General features: G+C 67.5%; 15 protein-coding genes. 9 read left to right on the top strand and 6 right to left on the bottom strand.

Features of this window, described 5'->3' with window-relative positions; genetic code table 11:
- From groEL to VH326_RS10710, 3 genes are all read right to left on the bottom strand, one after another.
- A partial coding sequence (gene groEL / locus VH326_RS10720) for a chaperonin GroEL (RefSeq protein WP_329631816.1) occupies positions 1 to 971 on the bottom strand: 971 nt, incomplete at its 3' end.
- A gap of 70 nt (positions 972 to 1,041) precedes the next feature.
- Positions 1,042 to 1,329, bottom strand: a complete 288-nt coding sequence (gene groES, locus VH326_RS10715; protein WP_329631815.1) for a co-chaperone GroES — start codon at positions 1,327 to 1,329, stop codon at positions 1,042 to 1,044.
- Between the two features lie 119 nt (positions 1,330 to 1,448).
- A complete protein-coding gene (locus VH326_RS10710; protein ID WP_329631814.1) occupies positions 1,449 to 2,855 on the bottom strand; it encodes an MATE family efflux transporter in 1,407 nt (468 codons plus the stop codon).
- A 303-nt stretch (positions 2,856 to 3,158) separates the two neighbouring features.
- Between VH326_RS10710 and sppA the strand changes: the two genes are divergently transcribed.
- The gene (sppA, locus tag VH326_RS10705; protein WP_329631813.1) at positions 3,159 to 5,045 is read left to right on the top strand and encodes a signal peptide peptidase SppA; all 1,887 of its coding nucleotides are present in this window, start codon (positions 3,159 to 3,161) and stop codon (positions 5,043 to 5,045) included.
- Positions 5,042 to 5,608, top strand: a complete 567-nt coding sequence (locus VH326_RS10700; protein WP_329631812.1) for an N-acetyltransferase family protein — start codon at positions 5,042 to 5,044, stop codon at positions 5,606 to 5,608. The genes sppA and VH326_RS10700 overlap by 4 nt, the downstream gene beginning before the upstream one ends.
- On the opposite strand, the gene VH326_RS10695 is transcribed toward VH326_RS10700, so the two are convergent.
- The gene (locus VH326_RS10695) at positions 5,605 to 6,243 is read right to left on the bottom strand and encodes a trimeric intracellular cation channel family protein (RefSeq protein WP_329631811.1); all 639 of its coding nucleotides are present in this window, start codon (positions 6,241 to 6,243) and stop codon (positions 5,605 to 5,607) included. The genes VH326_RS10700 and VH326_RS10695 overlap by 4 nt on opposite strands.
- A 114-nt stretch (positions 6,244 to 6,357) precedes the next feature.
- Here VH326_RS10695 and VH326_RS10690 point away from each other — a divergent pair, with 114 nt between their 5' ends.
- The gene (locus VH326_RS10690) at positions 6,358 to 7,545 is read left to right on the top strand and encodes a DUF2252 family protein (RefSeq protein ID WP_329631810.1); all 1,188 of its coding nucleotides are present in this window, start codon (positions 6,358 to 6,360) and stop codon (positions 7,543 to 7,545) included.
- A 14-nt stretch (positions 7,546 to 7,559) separates the two neighbouring features.
- On the opposite strand, the gene VH326_RS10685 is transcribed toward VH326_RS10690, so the two are convergent.
- Complete coding sequence (locus VH326_RS10685) at positions 7,560 to 8,057, bottom strand: GNAT family N-acetyltransferase (protein ID WP_329631809.1); 498 nt, start codon at positions 8,055 to 8,057, stop codon at positions 7,560 to 7,562.
- Positions 8,058 to 8,172: 115 nt separating this feature from the next.
- Here VH326_RS10685 and VH326_RS10680 point away from each other — a divergent pair, with 115 nt between their 5' ends.
- The 3 genes from VH326_RS10680 to VH326_RS10670 all read left to right on the top strand — a co-directional run bounded on the left by VH326_RS10680 (position 8,173) and on the right by VH326_RS10670 (position 11,760).
- Positions 8,173 to 9,180, top strand: coding sequence for a M3 family metallopeptidase (locus VH326_RS10680; protein ID WP_329631808.1), 1,008 nt, complete (start codon positions 8,173 to 8,175; stop codon positions 9,178 to 9,180).
- Complete coding sequence (locus VH326_RS10675; RefSeq protein WP_329631807.1) at positions 9,129 to 10,034, top strand: M3 family metallopeptidase; 906 nt, start codon at positions 9,129 to 9,131, stop codon at positions 10,032 to 10,034. The genes VH326_RS10680 and VH326_RS10675 overlap by 52 nt, the downstream gene beginning before the upstream one ends.
- A gap of 127 nt (positions 10,035 to 10,161) precedes the next feature.
- Positions 10,162 to 11,760 (top strand): DUF6311 domain-containing protein, encoded by a 1,599-nt coding sequence (locus tag VH326_RS10670; protein ID WP_329631806.1) that lies wholly within the window; start codon positions 10,162 to 10,164, stop codon positions 11,758 to 11,760.
- Here the strand turns inward: VH326_RS10670 and VH326_RS10665 are convergent.
- Positions 11,738 to 12,787 (bottom strand): mannose-1-phosphate guanylyltransferase/mannose-6-phosphate isomerase, encoded by a 1,050-nt coding sequence (locus VH326_RS10665; RefSeq protein WP_329631805.1) that lies wholly within the window; start codon positions 12,785 to 12,787, stop codon positions 11,738 to 11,740. The two genes, VH326_RS10670 and VH326_RS10665, sit on opposite strands and share 23 nt — an antisense overlap.
- A gap of 302 nt (positions 12,788 to 13,089) precedes the next feature.
- Between VH326_RS10665 and VH326_RS10660 the strand changes: the two genes are divergently transcribed.
- The 3 genes from VH326_RS10660 (at position 13,090) to prsR (ending at position 17,985) form a co-directional block, all read left to right on the top strand.
- Entirely contained in the window at positions 13,090 to 14,478 is a 1,389-nt protein-coding gene (locus VH326_RS10660) for a TIGR03013 family XrtA/PEP-CTERM system glycosyltransferase (protein WP_329631804.1), read from the top strand.
- A 121-nt stretch (positions 14,479 to 14,599) separates the two neighbouring features.
- A complete protein-coding gene (prsK, locus tag VH326_RS10655; protein WP_329631803.1) occupies positions 14,600 to 16,648 on the top strand; it encodes an XrtA/PEP-CTERM system histidine kinase PrsK in 2,049 nt (682 codons plus the stop codon).
- Positions 16,645 to 17,985, top strand: a complete 1,341-nt coding sequence (prsR, locus tag VH326_RS10650) for a PEP-CTERM-box response regulator transcription factor (protein ID WP_329631802.1) — start codon at positions 16,645 to 16,647, stop codon at positions 17,983 to 17,985. Before prsK ends, prsR begins: the two co-directional genes overlap by 4 nt.
- The last annotated feature ends 6 nt before the right edge of the window (positions 17,986 to 17,991 follow it).

Here is a 17,991-nt window from a genome sequence, read left to right as displayed (position 1 = left end):
ATGACGCGCTTGGCCTGGCCAAGCATGGCGACCGTGACGTTCTCGAGCTTGATGCCGAGATCCTCGCTGATCATCTCCCCGCCGGTGAGGATCGCAATATCCTCGAGCATCGCCTTGCGGCGATCGCCAAAGCCCGGCGCCTTGACCGCCGCGACCTTGAGGCCGCCGCGCAGCTTGTTGACCACCAGGGTCGCCAGCGCCTCGCCCTCGATATCCTCGGCGATGATCAGCAGCGGACGGCCCGACTGGACGACGGCTTCCAGGATCGGGAGCATCGCCTGCAGGTTCGACAGCTTCTTCTCGTGGATCAGGATGTAGGGGTCCTGAAGCTCGACGGTCATCTTCTCGGGGTTGGTGATGAAGTACGGCGACAGGTAACCACGGTCGAACTGCATGCCCTCGACGACGTCGAGCTCGAATTCGAGACCCTTCGCCTCTTCGACGGTGATCACGCCTTCCTTGCCGACCTTCTCCATAGCCTCGGCGATCTTCTCGCCGACGACGGTGTCGCCATTGGCCGAGATGATGCCGACCTGGGCGATCTCATTCGAGCCCGAGACGGGCTTCGAGCGCGACTTGAGGTCCTCGACGACCTTGATCACCGCGAGGTCGATGCCGCGCTTGAGGTCCATCGGGTTCATGCCGGCCGCGACCGACTTCATGCCCTCGCGGACGATCGCCTGCGCCAGCACGGTCGCGGTGGTGGTGCCGTCACCGGCATTGTCGTTGGTCTTCGAGGCGACTTCGCGCAGCATCTGCGCGCCCATGTTCTCGAACTTGTCCTTGAGCTCGATCTCCTTGGCGACGGTGACGCCGTCCTTGGTGATGCGCGGCGCGCCGTAGCTCTTTTCGATCACGACGTTGCGGCCCTTCGGCCCCAAAGTGACCTTGACCGCGTCGGCGAGGATGTCGACGCCCTTGAGGATGCGCTCACGCGCGTCCCGGCTGAATTTTACGTCCTTGGCTGCCATGGTGGCTGTTCCTTAGTTTGAATGTTCCGAATGTTCGCGGTGACCATGAGACGGTCGCCCGCTCCGAAAATCAGCCGACGATCCCCAGGATGTCGCTTTCCTTCATGATCAACAGCTCTTCGCCGTCGACCTTGACCTCGGTGCCCGACCACTTGCCGAACAGCACGCGGTCGCCGGCCTTGACCTCGAGCGGATGGACCTGGCCCTGTTCGTTGCGGGCGCCGGTGCCGGCGGCGACGACTTCGCCTTCCTGCGGCTTTTCCTTGGCGGTGTCCGGGATGATGATCCCGCCCGCGGTCTTTTCGTCGGCCTCGATACGGCGGACGAGGACGCGGTCGTGCAACGGACGAAAGTTCATTGCTGTGTACCCTCTTTGGCTAGATGAAATGACTTGGCACTCGACTCATGCGAGTGCCAACACGCGCCATATGTGGAGGACGCCGCCGAGCGTCAATGGGCGCCGTAACAATTTTCAGGTCAGGCGGCGGGCAAGAGCCCGAGCTTCGCGCGCATCGCCCAGCGGGCCACGAGCAGCGCCGATACGACGAGCAGCCCGACCGCGAGCCCGATCCAGATGCCGACGCCCTGCAGCTCGGTGTGGAAGCCGAGCACGATCGCGGTGCCGAAACCCGCCACCCAATAGCCGAACGCCGCGACGTACATCGGCACGCGCGTGTCCTGTAAGCCTCGCAACGCGCCCGCCGCGACGGCTTGGGCGCCGTCGAACAGCTGGAACGCCGCGGCGACCGCGAGATACTGCACCGCGAGCGCGACCTCGCGCGCGCGCGCCGCTTCGCTGGTGTCGACATAGATGCCGACGATCAGCCGCGGCGCGAGCCAGATGACGGTCGCGGTCAGCGCCATGAACCCGGTGCCGGTGACGATCGCCGCCCAGCCGGCGCGGCCGATCCAGGCGTGGTCGCGCGCGCCATAGGCGAGCCCGACGCGGATCGTCGCGGCCTGCGCGATGCCGAACGGCACCTGGAACGCGAGCGCGGCGATGTTGAGCGCGATCGCATGCGCGGCGACTTCGGTCACACCGATCAGCCCCATTAGGAAGGCTGCGCCGCCGAACAACCCGCCCTCCAGGCTGAACGTCAGCGCGATCGGCGCGCCGAGCCTCGCGATCTCGCCCATCCGCCGCCAGCGCGGCAGCCACCATTTGCCGAACAGCCGATAGCGCCGCAGCTTGGGGTCGAGCAGCAGGATCGCCGCATAGGCGATCATCATGCCGGTCGCGGTGATCACGCTCGCGGTCGCCGATCCTTCGAGGCCCAATGCCGGAAACCCGCCATGCCCGAACACCAGCAGCCAGTTGCCGAGCGCGTTGACCCCGACCGCGCCCGCCGTCACCAGCATCGCCCAGCCGGGGCGGCCGAGCGCCGCGGCGACGGTGCGCATCACGCCCGCCCAGATGTTGGGCAGCATCACCAGCAGCAGGATGTCGAGGAAAGCGCCGGTGCGGACCGCGACTCGCGGGTCCTGCCCGAGCCACAACAGGATGCGCTCGCCGTGCCAGAGGATTAGCATCGCGATCACGCCGGTCAGCGCGCCGAGCCACATCGCCATGCGAAACGACCGCCGCACCTGACGCACCGCGTGGGCGCGCGCGCCGAGTTCGGCAGCGATGATCGGTGCGCAAGCCCCGGTGAACCCGATCAGCGCCCACATGATCAGGCTGAACAGGAACACGCCGAGCGTCGATGCGGCGAAATCGATCGCCGACAGCCGCGCGACGAACATTACGTCGATCGCATACACCGCCATTTGCAGCAGGTTGGCGCCGACCAACGGTCCCGCGAGGCGAGCGAGCGCGCCCAGCTCGTCTCGCATCGTCGCGAGAGGCGGGCCGGCCAGCGGCATCGGGGCGGCTGGATGGGCCATGCGCGGGCGGATAGCGGAAGATGGGATACCGTCATACCCCGCTCCCCTTGCGGGAGAGGGCTACGGAGACTTGGCAGCTCGCTGCCTAGTCGAAGTTGGGTGAGGGGTAAGCGGTCCATAGGACCGCGCGGAGCTGTGCTCCGCACCCCCTCTCCAAGCTACGCTAGCCAGCGAGCTGCCAAGCTTCACTTTTCCTCTCCCGCAAGGGGAGAGGAAAAGCGCGTCGCGTATTGCTCCACCACAACACTTGCGGCTATCGGTGGCGCGAGCGTGCGCCAATCGCCGGCGCCGGGGAGATATTGCGTGAAACTGGTTCGGGGCGCCTGGAAAATCCTGGTCGGCATCAAGGACTTCCTGGTCCTCGTCTTCATGCTGCTGTTCTTCGGCGCGCTGTTCGCGGCGTTGTCGGCGAAGCCCGGCCGCGCGATCCATGACGGCGCGCTGGTGCTCAAGCTCGACGGCGCGATCGTCGAGCAGCCCGCCGACGTCAGCGCCTGGGCGGCGGCGCAGGGCAACGCCCCGCACGAATTCCGCCTGCGCGACCTCGTTCGCTCGATCGACGCGGCCAGGACCGACGACCGGGTCAAGCTGCTGGTGCTCGACCTCGACAGCTATGGCGGCGGCTATCCCGCGGCGGTGAGCGAAGTCGCGAACGCGATCGGCCAGTTCAAGGCGTCGGGCAAGAAGGTGCTCGCCTACGCCACCGCATACACCGACGGCTCCTACCTCTTGGCGTCGAACGCCAGCGAGATCTGGGTCAACCCGATGGGCGGCACTTTGTTCATGGGGCCGGGCGGCAGCCAGCTTTATTACAAGGGGCTGATCGACAAGCTCGGGGTCAATGTCCACGTCTATCGCGTCGGCAAGTTCAAGTCGTACGTCGAGCCCTATACGCGCGACAGCGAGTCGCCCGAGGCCAAGGAAGCGCTGACCGCGCTCTACGGCTCGATCTTCGGCCAGTGGAAGGATTTGATCCACAAGGCGCGGCCCAAGGCGCAGATCGACGCGTTCCTCAGCGCACCCGACCAGGCGATCACCGCCGCGCACGGCGACATCGCGCAAGCCAATCTGGCGGCGGGGCTGGTCGACAAGCTCGGCGACCGAGTGGCGTTCGGCAAGCATGTCGCCGAACTTGCGGGCGAAGCGCCCAAGAAGGTCGCGGGCGATTTCGCTACGATCAAATATGACGACTGGCTCGCGGCCAATCCGATCAAGACCGGCGGCGACCAGATCGGCATCGTCACCGTCGCGGGCGACATCGTCGACGGCAAGGCCGGCCCCGGCACCGCGGGCGGCGACACCATCGCCACCGCTGTGCTCGATGCGCTGGCGAAGAAGGAGTTGAAAGCGCTGGTGGTGCGAGTCGATTCGCCCGGCGGGTCCGCGCTGGCGTCGGAGACGATCCGGCTCGCGATCCTCGAAGCCAAGCGACAGAAGCTGCCGATCGTCGTGTCGATGGGCGGGCTCGCCGCGTCGGGCGGCTATTGGGTATCGACCGCAGGCGACGTGATCTTTGCCGAGCCCAACACGATCACCGGGTCGATCGGCATTTTCGGGATCATCCCGACCTTCGAGAATTCGTTGAAAAAGCTCGGCATCACCGCCGACGGGGTCAAGACGACGCCGCTGTCGGGGCAGCCCGACGTCTATGGCGGCACCAACCCTCAGTTCGATACGATCCTGCAAGCCGGGATCGAGCACGGCTATGCCGAGTTCGTCGGGCGCGTCGCCGCGGCGCGCAAGCTCAGTCCCCAGCGCGTCGACGAAATCGGCCAGGGCCGCGTGTGGGACGGCGGCACCGCGCGACAGATCGGTCTGGTCGACCGTTTCGGCACGTTGGACGATGCCGTCGCCGAAGCGGCGCGGCGGGCTGGGCTCGACCCCAAGACCGTTTCGACCGTCTATCTCGAGAAGAAGCCGAGCTGGTTCGCGCAGCTCGCCCAGGGCTGGGCCGGCGATGGCGACGATGACGACGATGTGGTCGACGGTGCCCGCGCGCGCGACGTGTTCGCGACCGTCGCCGCCGAGCGCCGCGACGTGCTGGCGCGCGCGATCGGCGACGCCAAGCGGCTGGCGAGCGCGAGCTCGGTCCAGGCGCGCTGCCTCGAATGCGCCGGGTTCAGCGATGCGCGCGCGAGCAAGGCCGATCTCAGCCTGGCGGAGATGCTGATCAAGGCGTTCTGGTCTTGATCGCGCTGCGCCCGGCGCGGCCCGACGATGCCGCGTCGATCGCCGCGATCTACGCCCCCTATGTGCTGACCGGCACCGTCTCGTTCGAGACCGAGGCGCCCGACGCGCGCCAGATGCGCGGGCGGATGGCGGCGTCGGCGGGGCTGTATCCTTGGCTGGTCGCGACCAATGGCGAGGCCGACGGCGACGCGGTGCTGGCCTATGCCTATGCCGGGCAGTTCCGCGACCGCCCGGCGTATCGCTATGTCGTCGAGACGTCGATCTACGTCTCCAGCCCGGCGCAGGGGCAGGGGGTCGGCAAGCTGCTCTATCGCGCGCTGGTAGATACGCTCCGCGCGCAAGGCTTCGTCCAGGCGCTCGGTGTGATCGCGCTGCCCAACGATTATTCGATCGGGCTGCACGAGGCGAGCGGGTTCCGTCGCCAGGGCGTGCTGCGCGAAATGGGATACAAGCAGGGCCGCTGGATCGACGTGGGCTTTTGGCAATGCGAGCTCAACGACGCGACGATCCCGCCCGCCGAGCCGAAGCGATTCAGCGACGTCGGGCTGGTCCAGCGCGGCTAGGCCTCGCGCCCGGCGCGATACGCCGGCAACGCCAGCTTCCAGCGGATCGCCGCCGCGCGCAGCGCGAACCCGGCGAGCGCCGCGACGGCCGCGGCGACCGGGAGCGGCACGCCGATTTGCCCGAGCGCGACGTACGATCCCGCCGCCAGCGCGGCTGCGGTCACGTAGAGCTCGGGGCGCAGCAGGATCGACGGCTCGCCCGCCAACACGTCGCGGATGATCCCGCCGACGCACGCGGTCACCACGCCCATCAGCGCGGCGGGCACCGGGGGCACGCCATAGCCGATCGCCTTGGCCGCGCCGAACACCGCATAGGCGGCCAGGCCCGCTGCGTCGAACCAGTCGAGTGCAGCCCCGCGCCACCATGCCGCGGGCGTCAGCCACACCGCGAACGCCACGGTCAAGCACGCCGCCGCGGCGCGGCTGTCATGGATCCAGAATACCGGCGCGCCGATCAGCAAGTCGCGCACCGTGCCGCCGCCGACCCCGGTGACGAGCGCGAAGAAAGCGAGCGTGACGATCGTCTGCCCGCGCTTCGCCGCTGCCAGCGCGCCCGAGGCGGCGAACACCACCAGCCCCGCGAGATCGAGCCACGGCGCGAGCACGGGGAGCCATTGCGGGGTGTTGGGCAGCATGGCCGCGGGATATGCCAAGGCGACGGCGCGGCCAAGTCCGTCGCGGCCGCCCCCAATCCTGGCTTGATCGTTGCGCGCGCAACCGACATGCAGGGGCGTGATCGGCGCCGCGCAGTGACTCCCCCTTCCCGCGACGAGCGCAGCGCGACCCTGTGCACGGCGCAATCGGCCAAAATGGCGCGATCGGCGCATGCCTTCGTGCGCGGCAACACCGCCGGATTCTACGAGCAACTCGCCGCGCTGCCGCGATCGAAGCGGCCGCCGACCGGTCCGGCGGTGTGGATTTGCGGCGACTGTCACCTCGGCAATCTTGGGCCGCTGTCGGACGGCGAGGGCCGGGTCGAAATCCAGATCCGCGACCTTGATCAGACGGTGATCGGCAACCCTGCGCACGACCTGATCCGGCTCGCGCTGTCGCTGGCGTCGGCCGCGCGCGGGTCCGATCTGCCGGGTCTGGTGACCGCGCGGATGCTCGACGCGATGATCGAAGGCTATGCCCAGGCGCTCGCCGATCCGGTCGATGGCGATCCCGGCCCCGAGCCCGACGTGGTGCGCACGGTCAAGCGGCGCTCGCTGGGGCGGCGCTGGAAGCATCTCGCCCGCGAGCGGATCGGCGATGCCGACCCGCAAATCCCGCTCGGCAAGAAGTTCTGGAAACTCGAAGGCGACGAACGCGAGGCGCTGGTCGCGCTGTTCGACGACCCCGCGCTGCGACATCTGATCCTGTCGATCGGCAAACGCGACAGCGACAACAGGATCCGGCTGGTCGACGCGGCGTATTGGATGAAGGGGTGCAGTTCGCTCGGGCTGCTGCGCTATGCCGCCGTGTTCGCGGTCAAGGGCGCCGAGGACCGCGACGAGTTCGGGCTGGTCGATATCAAGCAAGCCACCGCGCCGCTCGCGCCCGTCGCGCGGGGTGGGGTTATGCCCCAAGACGACGCCGAGCGCGTGGTGGCGGGCGCGAAAGCGCTGTCGCCGTTCCTCGGCGAGCGGATGGCGGCGGGGCATATGCTGGGGCGCCCGGTGTTCGTCCGAGAGTTGGCGCCGCAGGACCTCAAGCTCGAGGTCGGGCAATTTTCCAGCGGCGGCCAGGCGGTGAAGGCGGCGCGATACCTCGCGTTCGTGGTCGGCCGCGCGCATGCCCGGCAGATGACCGCGCGGGTGCGCAAGGCGTGGCGCGCCAAGCTGCTCGCCGGCGACCCCGGTGCGCCGCCCTGGCTATGGAACAGCGTCGCGGCGTTGGCGGCCGAGCACGAAGCCGGATATCTCGAGCATTGCCGGCGGCACGCCGCGAGTCTCTGAAGCGCTCCGCGGTCCTAGGCCGAGCGGGCCACCGGCCCCACATAGAGCATCGCGACATTGCAACGTTCGTAACGTTTGCCGAATTCCTCCATGATCCCCGCGTCATGGACGAACCCGGTTTTCTCGTAGAGGCGGACCCCCGCCGCGCCCTTCGAATTGCTGAGCAGATAGAGCCGGTCGCAGCCAATTTCGAACGCGCGCGCGATCGTCGCGGCGAGCAGGAACGCGCCGGCACCGCGTCCGCGCGCTTCGGGGACGACGCCCATCTTGGTCAGTTCGAACTGGCGCTCCCCGGTCTTTTGCAGCGCGCAGGCGCCGATGATGCCCAGCTCTGCGTCGCGGACGAACAGGATGTCGCCGCCCGGTTCGACGATCCGTTCGCGCGGATGGTCGAGCACATCGCGATCGGTCGGCTCGAGTCGGTACATGTCGGCGATCCACTGCGCGTTGATGCGATGGAAATCGCCCGCGAGGTCGTCGCTGAAGCCGACGATGCTGAGTTGGTTGCCCACGAATCCTCCTGAACGCCCGTTGCGCTTAAGGTGCGTTGCCCGGGCACAACATTCTTTTCTTTCGCTTCGCGACGCGACACAGTGCGAGCGACGATTTTTCCCACGGAGTGCCACCATGCCCGAACTGTCCCGCCGCCAGGCCCTGGCCGCCACCGCGCTTGCCGGATTGGTCGCGACGCTTCCCGCCTGGGCGCAGGACGCCGCGGCGACCAGTGCGCAATGGGACCTGACCGATCTCTACCCCAGTGTGACGGCGTGGGACGACGCGCGCAAGAAGGCGCTGGCCGAAGTGCCGAGCCTGACCAAATATAAGGGCCGATTGGGGGAGAGCGCCGACACGCTGGCCGCGTTCCTCGTCGCGCAATCGGATCTCGGCAAGACCGCGAGCCGGGTGTTCACCTATGCCAGCCTCAACGCGGACGCCGATTTGCGCGTGTCGGCCGCGCAGGAGCGCCAGGCGCAGGCGATCGACCTCTACACCGCGCTCGGCGAGGCGACGGCGTGGGTCAGCCCCGAATTGCTCGCGCTCGGCAAGGCCAAAATCGACCGGTTCGTCGCGTCGAATGCCACGCTCAAGACGCGCTTCGATTTCGCGCTCGCCGATACGCTGCGCCAGGCGCCGCACACGCTGAGCCCCGAGAGCGAGAAATTACTCGCCGGCGTCGGCGCGCCGTTTTCCGGCCCAGGCGAGATTCGCGAGCAACTGGTGGCGTCGGACATTCCGTGGCCGACCGTGACGCTGTCGACCGGCAAGAAAGTTCGGCTCGATGATCAGGCCTATACGCTCAACCGCGACGCGCCCAACCGCGCCGACCGCAAGCTCGTGTTCGACACCTTCTGGACCGAATACGGGAAGTTCCAGAATTCGCTCGGCGCGGCGTATCTGAGCCACGTCAAGGCCGACGTGTTCCGCAAGAAGGCGCGCAACTACCCGACCTCGCTTGCCGCAGCACTATCGGGCAACAATGTGCCCGAGGCGGTGTACCGTTCGCTGGTTGCCGAGACCAACAAGGGCTTGCCGCAGCTGCACCGCTATTTCGAGCTTCGGCGGCGGATGCTCGGCTGCCCGACATGGCCTATTACGACATCTATCCGCCACTGGTCGCGCTCGACAAGCGCGTGACGGTGCCGGAGATGCGCGGGATCACGATGGCAGCGGTCACGCCGCTCGGGCCCGAATATGCCGACATGTTCGCCAGGGCGACGGCGGGCAAGTGGATGGACCCGCTGTCGCGTCCCGGCAAGAAATCGGGCGCGTACATGAACCCCGGCGCGGCGTACGACGTGCACCCGTATCTGCTGCTCAACCTTGGCGAGAATTATTCCGGGCTGACGACCTACGCGCACGAATGGGGCCATGCGATGCACACCCTGCTCGCCAACAAGAACCAGGTCTACGAAAAGTCCGATTACCCCATCTTCACCGCGGAGATCGCCTCGACCTGCAACGAGATGCTCCTCGCGGCGTACATGGTCGCGCAGGCCAAGACCAAGCAGGAGAAGATCTTCTACCTCGGCCAGCAGCTCGAAAGCATCCGCGGCACCTTCTACCGTCAGGCGATGTTCGCCGAGTTCGAGCTCGCCGCGCACGACAAGGCCGAGGCCGGCGAGGGGCTGTCGGGGGAGAAGTTCAGCGGGATCTATCTGGACCTGCTGCACCGCTATCATGGGCCGAAGGTGGCGATTTCCGACACCTACGCGTCGGAATGGGCGTATATCCCGCATTTCTACAACAGCTTTTACGTCTACCAATATGCGACGTGCATTTCGGCGGCGTCGTACTTCTCGCATTCGATCCTGACCGGCGGGGCGAAGGATCGCGACAATTACCTGAGCGTCTTGAAGTCGGGCGGGTCGGATTATCCGTACGACATCCTCAAACGCGCCGGGCTCGATATGGCGTCGCCGGCGCCGTATCAGGCGGTGGTCGCGGCGTTCAAGGACACGCTCGATCAGGTCGAGGCGTTGATCGCCTAGGCCGATCGAAGGTACTACGCCTCCCCGGCGAAAGCCGGGGTCCAGTTGGGGTAGGGAAGTGATGACGGTTATCGCGCCATCGCGGGAGTCTTTCCAACTGGGCCCCGGCGTTCGCCGGGGAGTAGCGGTGGTAAGGACCTTGCCGACCCTCGCACTCGGCATCGCGATGTTCGTTGCGTGGATGCACCCGTCGGTGCTCGACCCGAGCAATGCCGGCTGGCTGCTCGACGGGCAGGACCATGGCCAGAACAGCCTAGGGCTGGTCGCCTATTTGCGCGCCGGTTCGTGGCCGAGCCTGCACGACCCGCTCCTGATGGCGCCCGAGGGCCTGCCGCTTGCGCTGACCGACAGCAATCCGCTGCTCGCGCTGATCCTGAAGCCGCTCGGGTTGCCGGTCGGATGGCAGTTTGCCGGAATGTGGCTGCTCGCGTGCGTGCTGCTCCAGGTGTTCTTCGCGCGCGCACTGGTTGGGCGCTACGTCGCCGATCCGCTGGCTGCCTTTATCGGTACCGCGCTGCTCGCGTTCAGCCCGGTGCTGATCGCGCGCTACGGCCATATCAATCTGTGCGCGCAATGGCTGATCCTGTGGGCGCTATGGATCTTCGTCGATCCCGACAAGGCGCGCTGGCCGGGATGGTGGGCGGCGGTGCTCGGCGTGGCCACATTGGTCCACCCATATTTGATGGTGATGGTCGCTTCGATTTGGGCGAGTGCGATCCTGCGGCTGCTGACGCTCGAGCCCGAACGCTGGCGGCGAACCGTGGCCGGGACGCTGGCGGTGGCCGCGTTGGTCGTGCTGCTCGGCTGGTGGATCGGGCTAATCGGGCTGTCGGCGCTGTCGACCGGCAGCTACGGCCAATTCAACATGGCGCTCGACGCTTTGTGGAATCCCGGCAATCCTGATTATTCGGCGCTGCTGCCGGCGAGCGCGCCGGGCTCGGCGCAGGGGTTCGAGGGGTTCAACTATCTCGGCGGGGGGATGCTGCTACTCGTCGCGGTGGCGGTGTGGGCGTGGATCGTGCGGCGGGGCGACCGGCCGGATTTGCCATGGGTTTGGCTGGCGCCGGTGTTCGCGGTGATGACGCTGGTCGCGATCGGGCCGGACCTGGTGCTGGGCGGGCAAGTCGTCGTCTCGCTTCCGCTCGCGCCCGGCTTGCGCGACGCACTCGACCCGGTGCGCGCGAGCGGCCGGCTGTTCTGGCCGATCGGCTACATGATCGCATTGAGCGCGATCGCGATTGCCGGGCGGTTGCCCCGCGCGCCGCTGATCCTCGGCGTTGCGCTCGCTGTGCAACTCATCGACCTCGCGCCGATGGTGTCGGCGGTGCGCGCCACCACCACCCGCGCGGACGAGCGCCGGCTCTACGCGCTCACGCGTGATCCGCGCTGGGACGCCTATGTCGCGCGCGCGTCGGCAATCGCGTTCGTGCCGGCGCGCGCCTACCTCGAACAGGGTGTAACCGAGGAACTCGCCTGGCGCGCGATCACCGCGCCGCGGCCGGTGCCGTTGCGCTTCTTCTACGCCTCGCGCGAGCCGGCCGCGATCCGCGCCCGGCTCGATGCGGACGATGCGGACTTCCGTGCCGGGCGGATCGATCCGACCCGGCTCTACGTCGTGCTCGACAATCGCGTACCGGCCGCATTGTTGCCGCGGCTGCAGCTGCTCGACGGGCTGCTCGTGCTCCCGCCGGCCACGACGGACCTTAGTCCTTCATCGCCGCGATGAGCTTCTTCACTTCCTGACTGCGGCCGCGCGGCATCACCAGGACGTCCTTGCCGTTCGCCACCACGATCAGGTCGGTGACGCCGACCAGGGCGATGCGGACGCCGTCGGCGCGGACCAGGCAATTCTCGGTCTCGATTGCGACGACGTCGCCCTTGCAAGCGTTGCCGGCGTCGTCGCAATGGCTGATCGTGTGGAGCGCATCCCAGCTGCCGACGTCGCTCCAGCCCATGCTCACGGGCACCACCGCGACTCGATCGGCCTTTTCCATCACCGCATAGTCGATCGAATCGGACGGCGAGGCGCCGAAACTGACGGCGTCGGGATGGATCCGCGCACCGTCGCGCCTTGCCGCGGCCATCGCCTGACGCGCGGCATCGAGGATGCCCGGCGCATGCGCCGCCAGCGCGGCAAGAAACGCATCGGCGCGAAACAGGAAGATGCCGCCGTTCCAGACGTGGTTTCCGGTCGCAAGCATGGCCTCGGCGCGATCTCTCGGCGGCTTTTCGACGAATTTTGCGACGCGGTGGACTCGCGGGGCGACGCTTTCTCCGACTTCGAGCCAGCCATAGCCGGTCTCCGGCGCATGCGGATCGATCCCGAACGTCACCAGCCAGCCTTGCTCGACCATCGGCCGCGCGGCCTCAACCGCAGCGTGGAACGCGTGCAGGTCGGTGATGACATGGTCCGACGGCATCACCAGCAGCGTCGCTCGATCGCCCGCCGCGAGCGCCGCGAGCGCGATCGCGGGCGCGGTGTCGCGCGGCATCGGCTCGAGGATGAGCGCCTGCGCCGGGCTGCCGACCGCGGCGAGCTGCGTCTCGATCTCTTCGGCATGGCGGGCATTGGCGACGACGATCGGTGCCCCGAACGCATCGCCGCCGGTCCGCCGCGCGGTCAGCTGAAGCATCGTCTCGTCCGCAGTCAGCGCGAGCAATTGCTTGGGCGTGTCGGGCGTCGACATCGGCCACAATCGGGTGCCCGACCCCCCCGACAGGATAATTGGAACGATCGGCGATGCCTCGGGCATTCACGAGTCCTTTGCTGCTTGCGATGTATCTAGGGCCTTCCCCGGCTTTGCCCAAACGCGGGGAGGGGCGGCGGGTTTCCTTGGGTTGAGCAGCGGCCGGCGCGGACGTAAATTCCGCCCCTACGTCGGACGGGCTCGGCTGCGCCGACCCGCCGGCCGGGGCGGCTGCGGTGAGGCGCACCGGCGAATAGCGGACTATTCGCCTGCCGCCGCCCGTTCACGCTTCGTTTGTCAATTTCTGCGACACCCCGTTTGACCGTGTCGGAAAAGCTTACACCGGCCGGCCGCACGAGGCGACGACGATGATCAGGCTGTTCAAGCACTACGTGCCGCATGCCGTTCTGTTTCTGGGGTTTCTCGACGTCGCGTTGCTGATCGCGGCGATGGAAATCGGCTATTCGTTGCGCCTCCACCAGCTCGGCAGCATCGTCGAGCCGATCCACACCCGCCTGCCGCAATTGCTGGTCTATGCCGGGTCGCTCGAAATGGCGATGATCGCGGTCGGCGTGTACGGGGCTGACGCGCTGCAGTCGCTTCGCCGAGCGACCGCACGGCTGCTTGTCGCGATCTCGCTTGGCGTGATCTTCCTGTCGGTGGTGTTCTTCCTGTCGCCGCAGCTCAGTTTCTGGCGATCGAACCTGCTCTACGCGATGGGCCTGTCGGCGGTCGCGCTGGTCGCGTTGCGCATCCTGCTCGGCAAGCTGCTCGGGAGCCATGTCTTCAAGCGCCGCGTGGTGGTGCTCGGCGCGGGCGCACGCGCGGCGCGGATCAAGGCGCTCGCAGCCCAGCCCGGATCGGCGTTCGTCGTCGTCGGCTATCTGTCGATGAGCGAAACCAACCGAGTCATCCCCGAAGCGATCGCGCGCGACGCGATCTACAACCTTGCCGACCATGTCGTGCTGTTGAACGCGAGTGAAGTGGTGCTCGCACTAGAGGAGCGCCGCAATGCGCTGCCGCTCAAGGACTTGCTGCGGATCAAAACCACGGGGGTCCATGTCAACGAAATCTCGACCTTCCTCGAGCGCGAGACGGGCCGCGTCGACCTGCAAAGCGTCAACCCCAGCTGGCTGATCTTCTCCGACGGTTTCTCGTCCGGGCGGATGCTGTCGAGCGTGTTCAAGCGGCTGTTCGACATCACGGCGAGCCTCGTGCTGTTGATTCTGACCGGGCCGGTCATCCTCGCCACCGCGATCGCGGTGAAGCTCGAAAGCAAGGGTCCCGCTTTCTACCGTCAGCGCCGCGTCGGGCTCTACGGCGTCGGCTTCGACTGCATCAAATTGCGCTCGATGCGCGAGGATGCCGAGGTCGGCGGGCAAGCGGTGTGGGCCGAAAAGGACGATCCGCGGATCACCCGGGTGGGGCGTTTCATCCGTAAGGTCCGGCTCGATGAACTCCCGCAATGCTGGAGCGTCTTGAAGGGCGAGATGAGCTTCGTCGGCCCGCGCCCCGAACGTCCGCAATTCGTCGAGGATCTCGAGCAACAGCTCAATTATTATGCCGAGCGGCACATGGTGAAGCCGGGGATCACTGGCTGGGCGCAGATCAACTATCCGTATGGCGCGTCGATCGAGGACAGCCGGCAGAAGCTCGAATACGACCTCTATTACGCCAAGAATTATTCGCCGTTCCTCGACTTGCTGATCATCCTCCAGACGATCCGCGTCGTACTGTGGCCCGAGGGCGCGCGCTGATGTCGGTAAGACCGCACCGGCCCGCTCCCCCACCCGGCCTCCCATCTACGGTACTCTGTGGGAGGCCGGGTGGGGGAGCGGGCCGGTGCCGCCCGAATCCAGCTCAGCTGGATCCCGCAAGATGACCGCGACGATCATCCTGTGGAGCCACGCGCTCGCCGCCTTGCTGTTCGCCGGGCTCGCGCTGTCGCAATTGCGCGACGGCGGCGCGAGCGTGCCGCGCACCGCGTTCCTCGTCGCGCTGGGGCTGACGGCGTTGTGGGCGTTGGCGACGGCGGGGATCGGCAGCGGGGAAGCGGTGACTTGGGTCGCGGAGAGTCTGCGCAACCTCGGCTGGCTGGGCTTTATGTTCGCATTGGTGCGCCGCGATCCCGCCGCGCGACGCGACCGCGCGGTCAAGACGATCTACGGGGTCGTGGCGCTCGTCGCGCTGGTCGGAGCAGGGCTCGCGATGCTCCAGGTATCGGTCCCGGCGGACCTCGTGGCGAGCGTCGCTGCGGTGCGCACGCTGCTGCGGATGATGATCGCGGTGGGGTCGCTGGTGCTGGTCAACCATCTCTATTCGGTAGTGGCGCCTGCATCGCGCGGCGGCATCCGCCTGGCGGTGATCGCACTGGCGACGATGTGGCTCAACGATTTCGTGCTCTACACCGCCGCCTATCTCGGCAATGGCTGGCCGCTGGACCTGATTGCAGCGCGCGGCGTGGTGATGGTGGCGCTGGTGCCGGTGCTGGCGATCGCGGTCCACCGCAACGGCGACTGGACGCTCAAAATCTCGCGCACGGTGACGTGGCAGTCGCTGACGCTGGTCGCGCTCTCGGCCTATGCGTTGGCGACGGTGCTTGCGATCAGCGCGATCGAGACGTTCGGCGGCGCGCATGCGCGGGTGGCGCAGACGGCGTTCGTGTTCGGATCGGCTGCGGCCTTGCTGACGTTGCTGTCCTCGCCGGCGGTCAAGGCCTGGATGCGCGTGATGGTCGCGAAGCATTTGTTCCGCCACCGTTACGATTATCGCGCCGAATGGGTACGCTTTACCGAGACGCTGGGAACGCCGGGCGAGGGCGCGCCGCCGCTCGAAGCGCGGATCGTCAAGGCGGTCGCCGACCTGACCGATTCTCCCGGCGGGCTCTTGCTCGTTGCCGATGGCGGCGTGCTGTCGCCCGGCGCGACGTGGCAATGGATGGGCGGCCCCCCGGCCAGTGCCGCGGGCGACGAGCTAGCGGCTTTCCTCGCCGACGGTGGGCGGATCGTCGAACTCGACAGCGTCCGCGCCGGCCGCGTCGCGCCCGCCGAACTCGCCGCGGTGCCGCAATGGATGCTCGACGACGGGAATGCCTGGGCGTTGGTGCCGTTGCTCCATGTCAATGCGTTGATCGGCGCGATCCTGCTCGCGCGGCCGCCGGTCGACCGCAGCCTCGACTGGGAAGATTTCGACTTGCTCCGCATCGCCGGGCGTCAGGTGGCGAGCTACCTCGCCGAGGCGCGCGCGCATGACCAACTTGCGGACGCGCGCCGGTTCGACGAGTTCAACCGCCGCTTCGCCTTCATCCTGCACGACGTGAAAAACCTGGTTAGCCAACTGACTCTGGTCGCACGCAACGCCGAGCGGCACGCCGACAATCCCGATTTCCGTGCCGACATGGTCGCGACGCTCAAGGATTCGGCGGGGCGGATGAACGATCTGCTCGCGCGGCTGTCGCAACACCATTCGCGGCGGGTCGACGAGCCGGTGGCGGTCGAGCTGCTGCCGCTCGTCGAACGAGTCGCGCGGCGGCACGGTGGCGGGCACCCGGTGGTCGTGTCAGGTGAGCGCGGCGCGCTCGCGATGGCCGATCCGGTGCGGCTCGAGCAAGCGCTCGGCCATCTCATCCAGAACGCGGTCGAGGCGAGCAGTGGTGGCGAACCGGTGACCGTCGCCGTGGCGCGCGGATCGATCACGGTCGCCGACGGCGGCGCCGGCATGAGCGCGGGGTTCGTCCGCGATCATCTGTTCCGGCCGTTCGTCTCGACCAAGCCGGGAGGCTTTGGGATCGGCGCGTTCGAGGCGCGGCAAGTGGTTCAGGCAATGGGAGGAACGCTCGACGTGGTCAGCCGCGAAGGGGAGGGCACGCGCTTCACGATCGCGCTGCCGGCGGCGATCGCAGCGCCTGGCCTGGAGCGTGCGGCATGACCAAGCCGAAGCTGTTGATCATCGAGGACGATGCCGGGCTGCAGCGCCAGTTGCGCTGGGCGTATGACGGCTATGAGGTGATCCTCGCCGGTGACCGTCGCGAGGCGATCGACGCGGTGCGCGCCGAGGAGCCCGCGGTGGTGACGCTCGATCTCGGGCTGCCGCCCGATCCCGACGGCGTGACCGAAGGCTTCGCGACGCTGTCGGAGATTTTGCGGCTCAAGCCCGATACCAAGGTGATCGTCGCGTCCGGCCACGGCGCGCGCGAAAGCGCATTGCGCGCGATCGGCGAGGGCGCGTGGGATTTCTACCAGAAGCCGATCGACATCGATGCGCTCGGGCTGATCGTCGCACGCGCATTCCACGTCCACGCGCTCGAAGCGGAGAACCGCCGTCTCGCCGCCAGTCCACAGGCGGCGCTGGGCGGCTTGATCACCGCGGCGCCCGAAATGCTCAAGGTGACGAGCATGATCGAGCGAGTCGCCAGCGCCGACGTGTCGGTGATGCTGCTCGGCGCGAGCGGCACCGGCAAGGAAGTGCTCGCGCGCGGGCTGCACGAACGCTCGGGGCGCAAGGGCCAGTTCGTCGCGATCAACTGCGCCGCGATCCCCGAGACGTTGCTCGAAAGCGAATTGTTCGGGCACGAAAAGGGCGCGTTCACCGGGGCGGTCAAGACCACCGAGGGCAAGATCGAACTGGCTGATGGCGGCACGCTGTTCCTCGATGAAATTGGCGACGTGCCGCTGCCGCTCCAGGTCAAGCTGCTGCGGTTTTTGCAGGAGCGCGTGATCGAGCGGATCGGCGGGCGCAAGGCGATCCCGGTCGACGTGCGGATCGTCTGCGCGACGCATCAGGACGTCGATGCGATGGTCGCGAGCGGCGCATTTCGCGAAGACCTTTACTACCGCCTCGCCGAGATCGTCGTGCGGATCCCGAGCCTCGCCGAGCGCGCGGGGGACGCGGTGCTGCTCGCGCGGCATTTCCTGCATAGCTACGCTAAGGCGATGAACCGCCCGGTATCGGGTCTGGCGCCCGACGCAGTGGCCGCGATCGACGCCTGGGGTTGGGCGGGCAACGTCCGCGAGCTCGAAAACCGTATCAAGCGCGCGGTGATCATGGCCGACGGCAAGCACGTCACCACCGCCGACCTCGACCTGGGCGGCGCGGACGAGCCCGAGGCGATCAACCTCAAGGCCGCACGCGAAGTCGCCGACCGCAAGGCGATCCGCCACGCATTGGCGCGCGCCGAGGGCAATATTTCGAACACCGCCAAGCTGCTCGGGATCAGCCGCCCGACGCTCTACGATCTGCTCAAGAGCTACGACCTCCATGCGTAGGACCAA

This window comes from Sphingomonas sp. (genome assembly GCF_036269755.1).
In the GTDB taxonomy this organism is placed as follows: Bacteria; Pseudomonadota; Alphaproteobacteria; order Sphingomonadales; family Sphingomonadaceae; genus Sphingomonas.
This window is presented reverse-complemented; position numbering and strand designations above follow the sequence as displayed.

Bases quoted from the DNA above. Each gene is read 5' to 3' on its own strand.
- VH326_RS10675 (WP_329631807.1), top strand. From the start codon at position 9,129: ATGGCCTATTACGACATCTATCCGCCACTGGTCGCGCTCGACAAGCGC.
- VH326_RS10695 (WP_329631811.1), bottom strand. From the start codon at position 6,243: ATGCTGCCCAACACCCCGCAATGGCTCCCCGTGCTCGCGCCGTGGCTC.
- VH326_RS10710 (WP_329631814.1), bottom strand. From the start codon at position 2,855: ATGGCCCATCCAGCCGCCCCGATGCCGCTGGCCGGCCCGCCTCTCGCG.
- VH326_RS10665 (WP_329631805.1), bottom strand. From the start codon at position 12,787: ATGCCCGAGGCATCGCCGATCGTTCCAATTATCCTGTCGGGGGGGTCG.
- VH326_RS10660 (WP_329631804.1), top strand. From the start codon at position 13,090: ATGATCAGGCTGTTCAAGCACTACGTGCCGCATGCCGTTCTGTTTCTG.
- groES (WP_329631815.1), bottom strand. From the start codon at position 1,329: ATGAACTTTCGTCCGTTGCACGACCGCGTCCTCGTCCGCCGTATCGAG.
- VH326_RS10680 (WP_329631808.1), top strand. From the start codon at position 8,173: ATGCCCGAACTGTCCCGCCGCCAGGCCCTGGCCGCCACCGCGCTTGCC.
- prsK (WP_329631803.1), top strand. From the start codon at position 14,600: ATGACCGCGACGATCATCCTGTGGAGCCACGCGCTCGCCGCCTTGCTG.
- prsR (WP_329631802.1), top strand. From the start codon at position 16,645: ATGACCAAGCCGAAGCTGTTGATCATCGAGGACGATGCCGGGCTGCAG.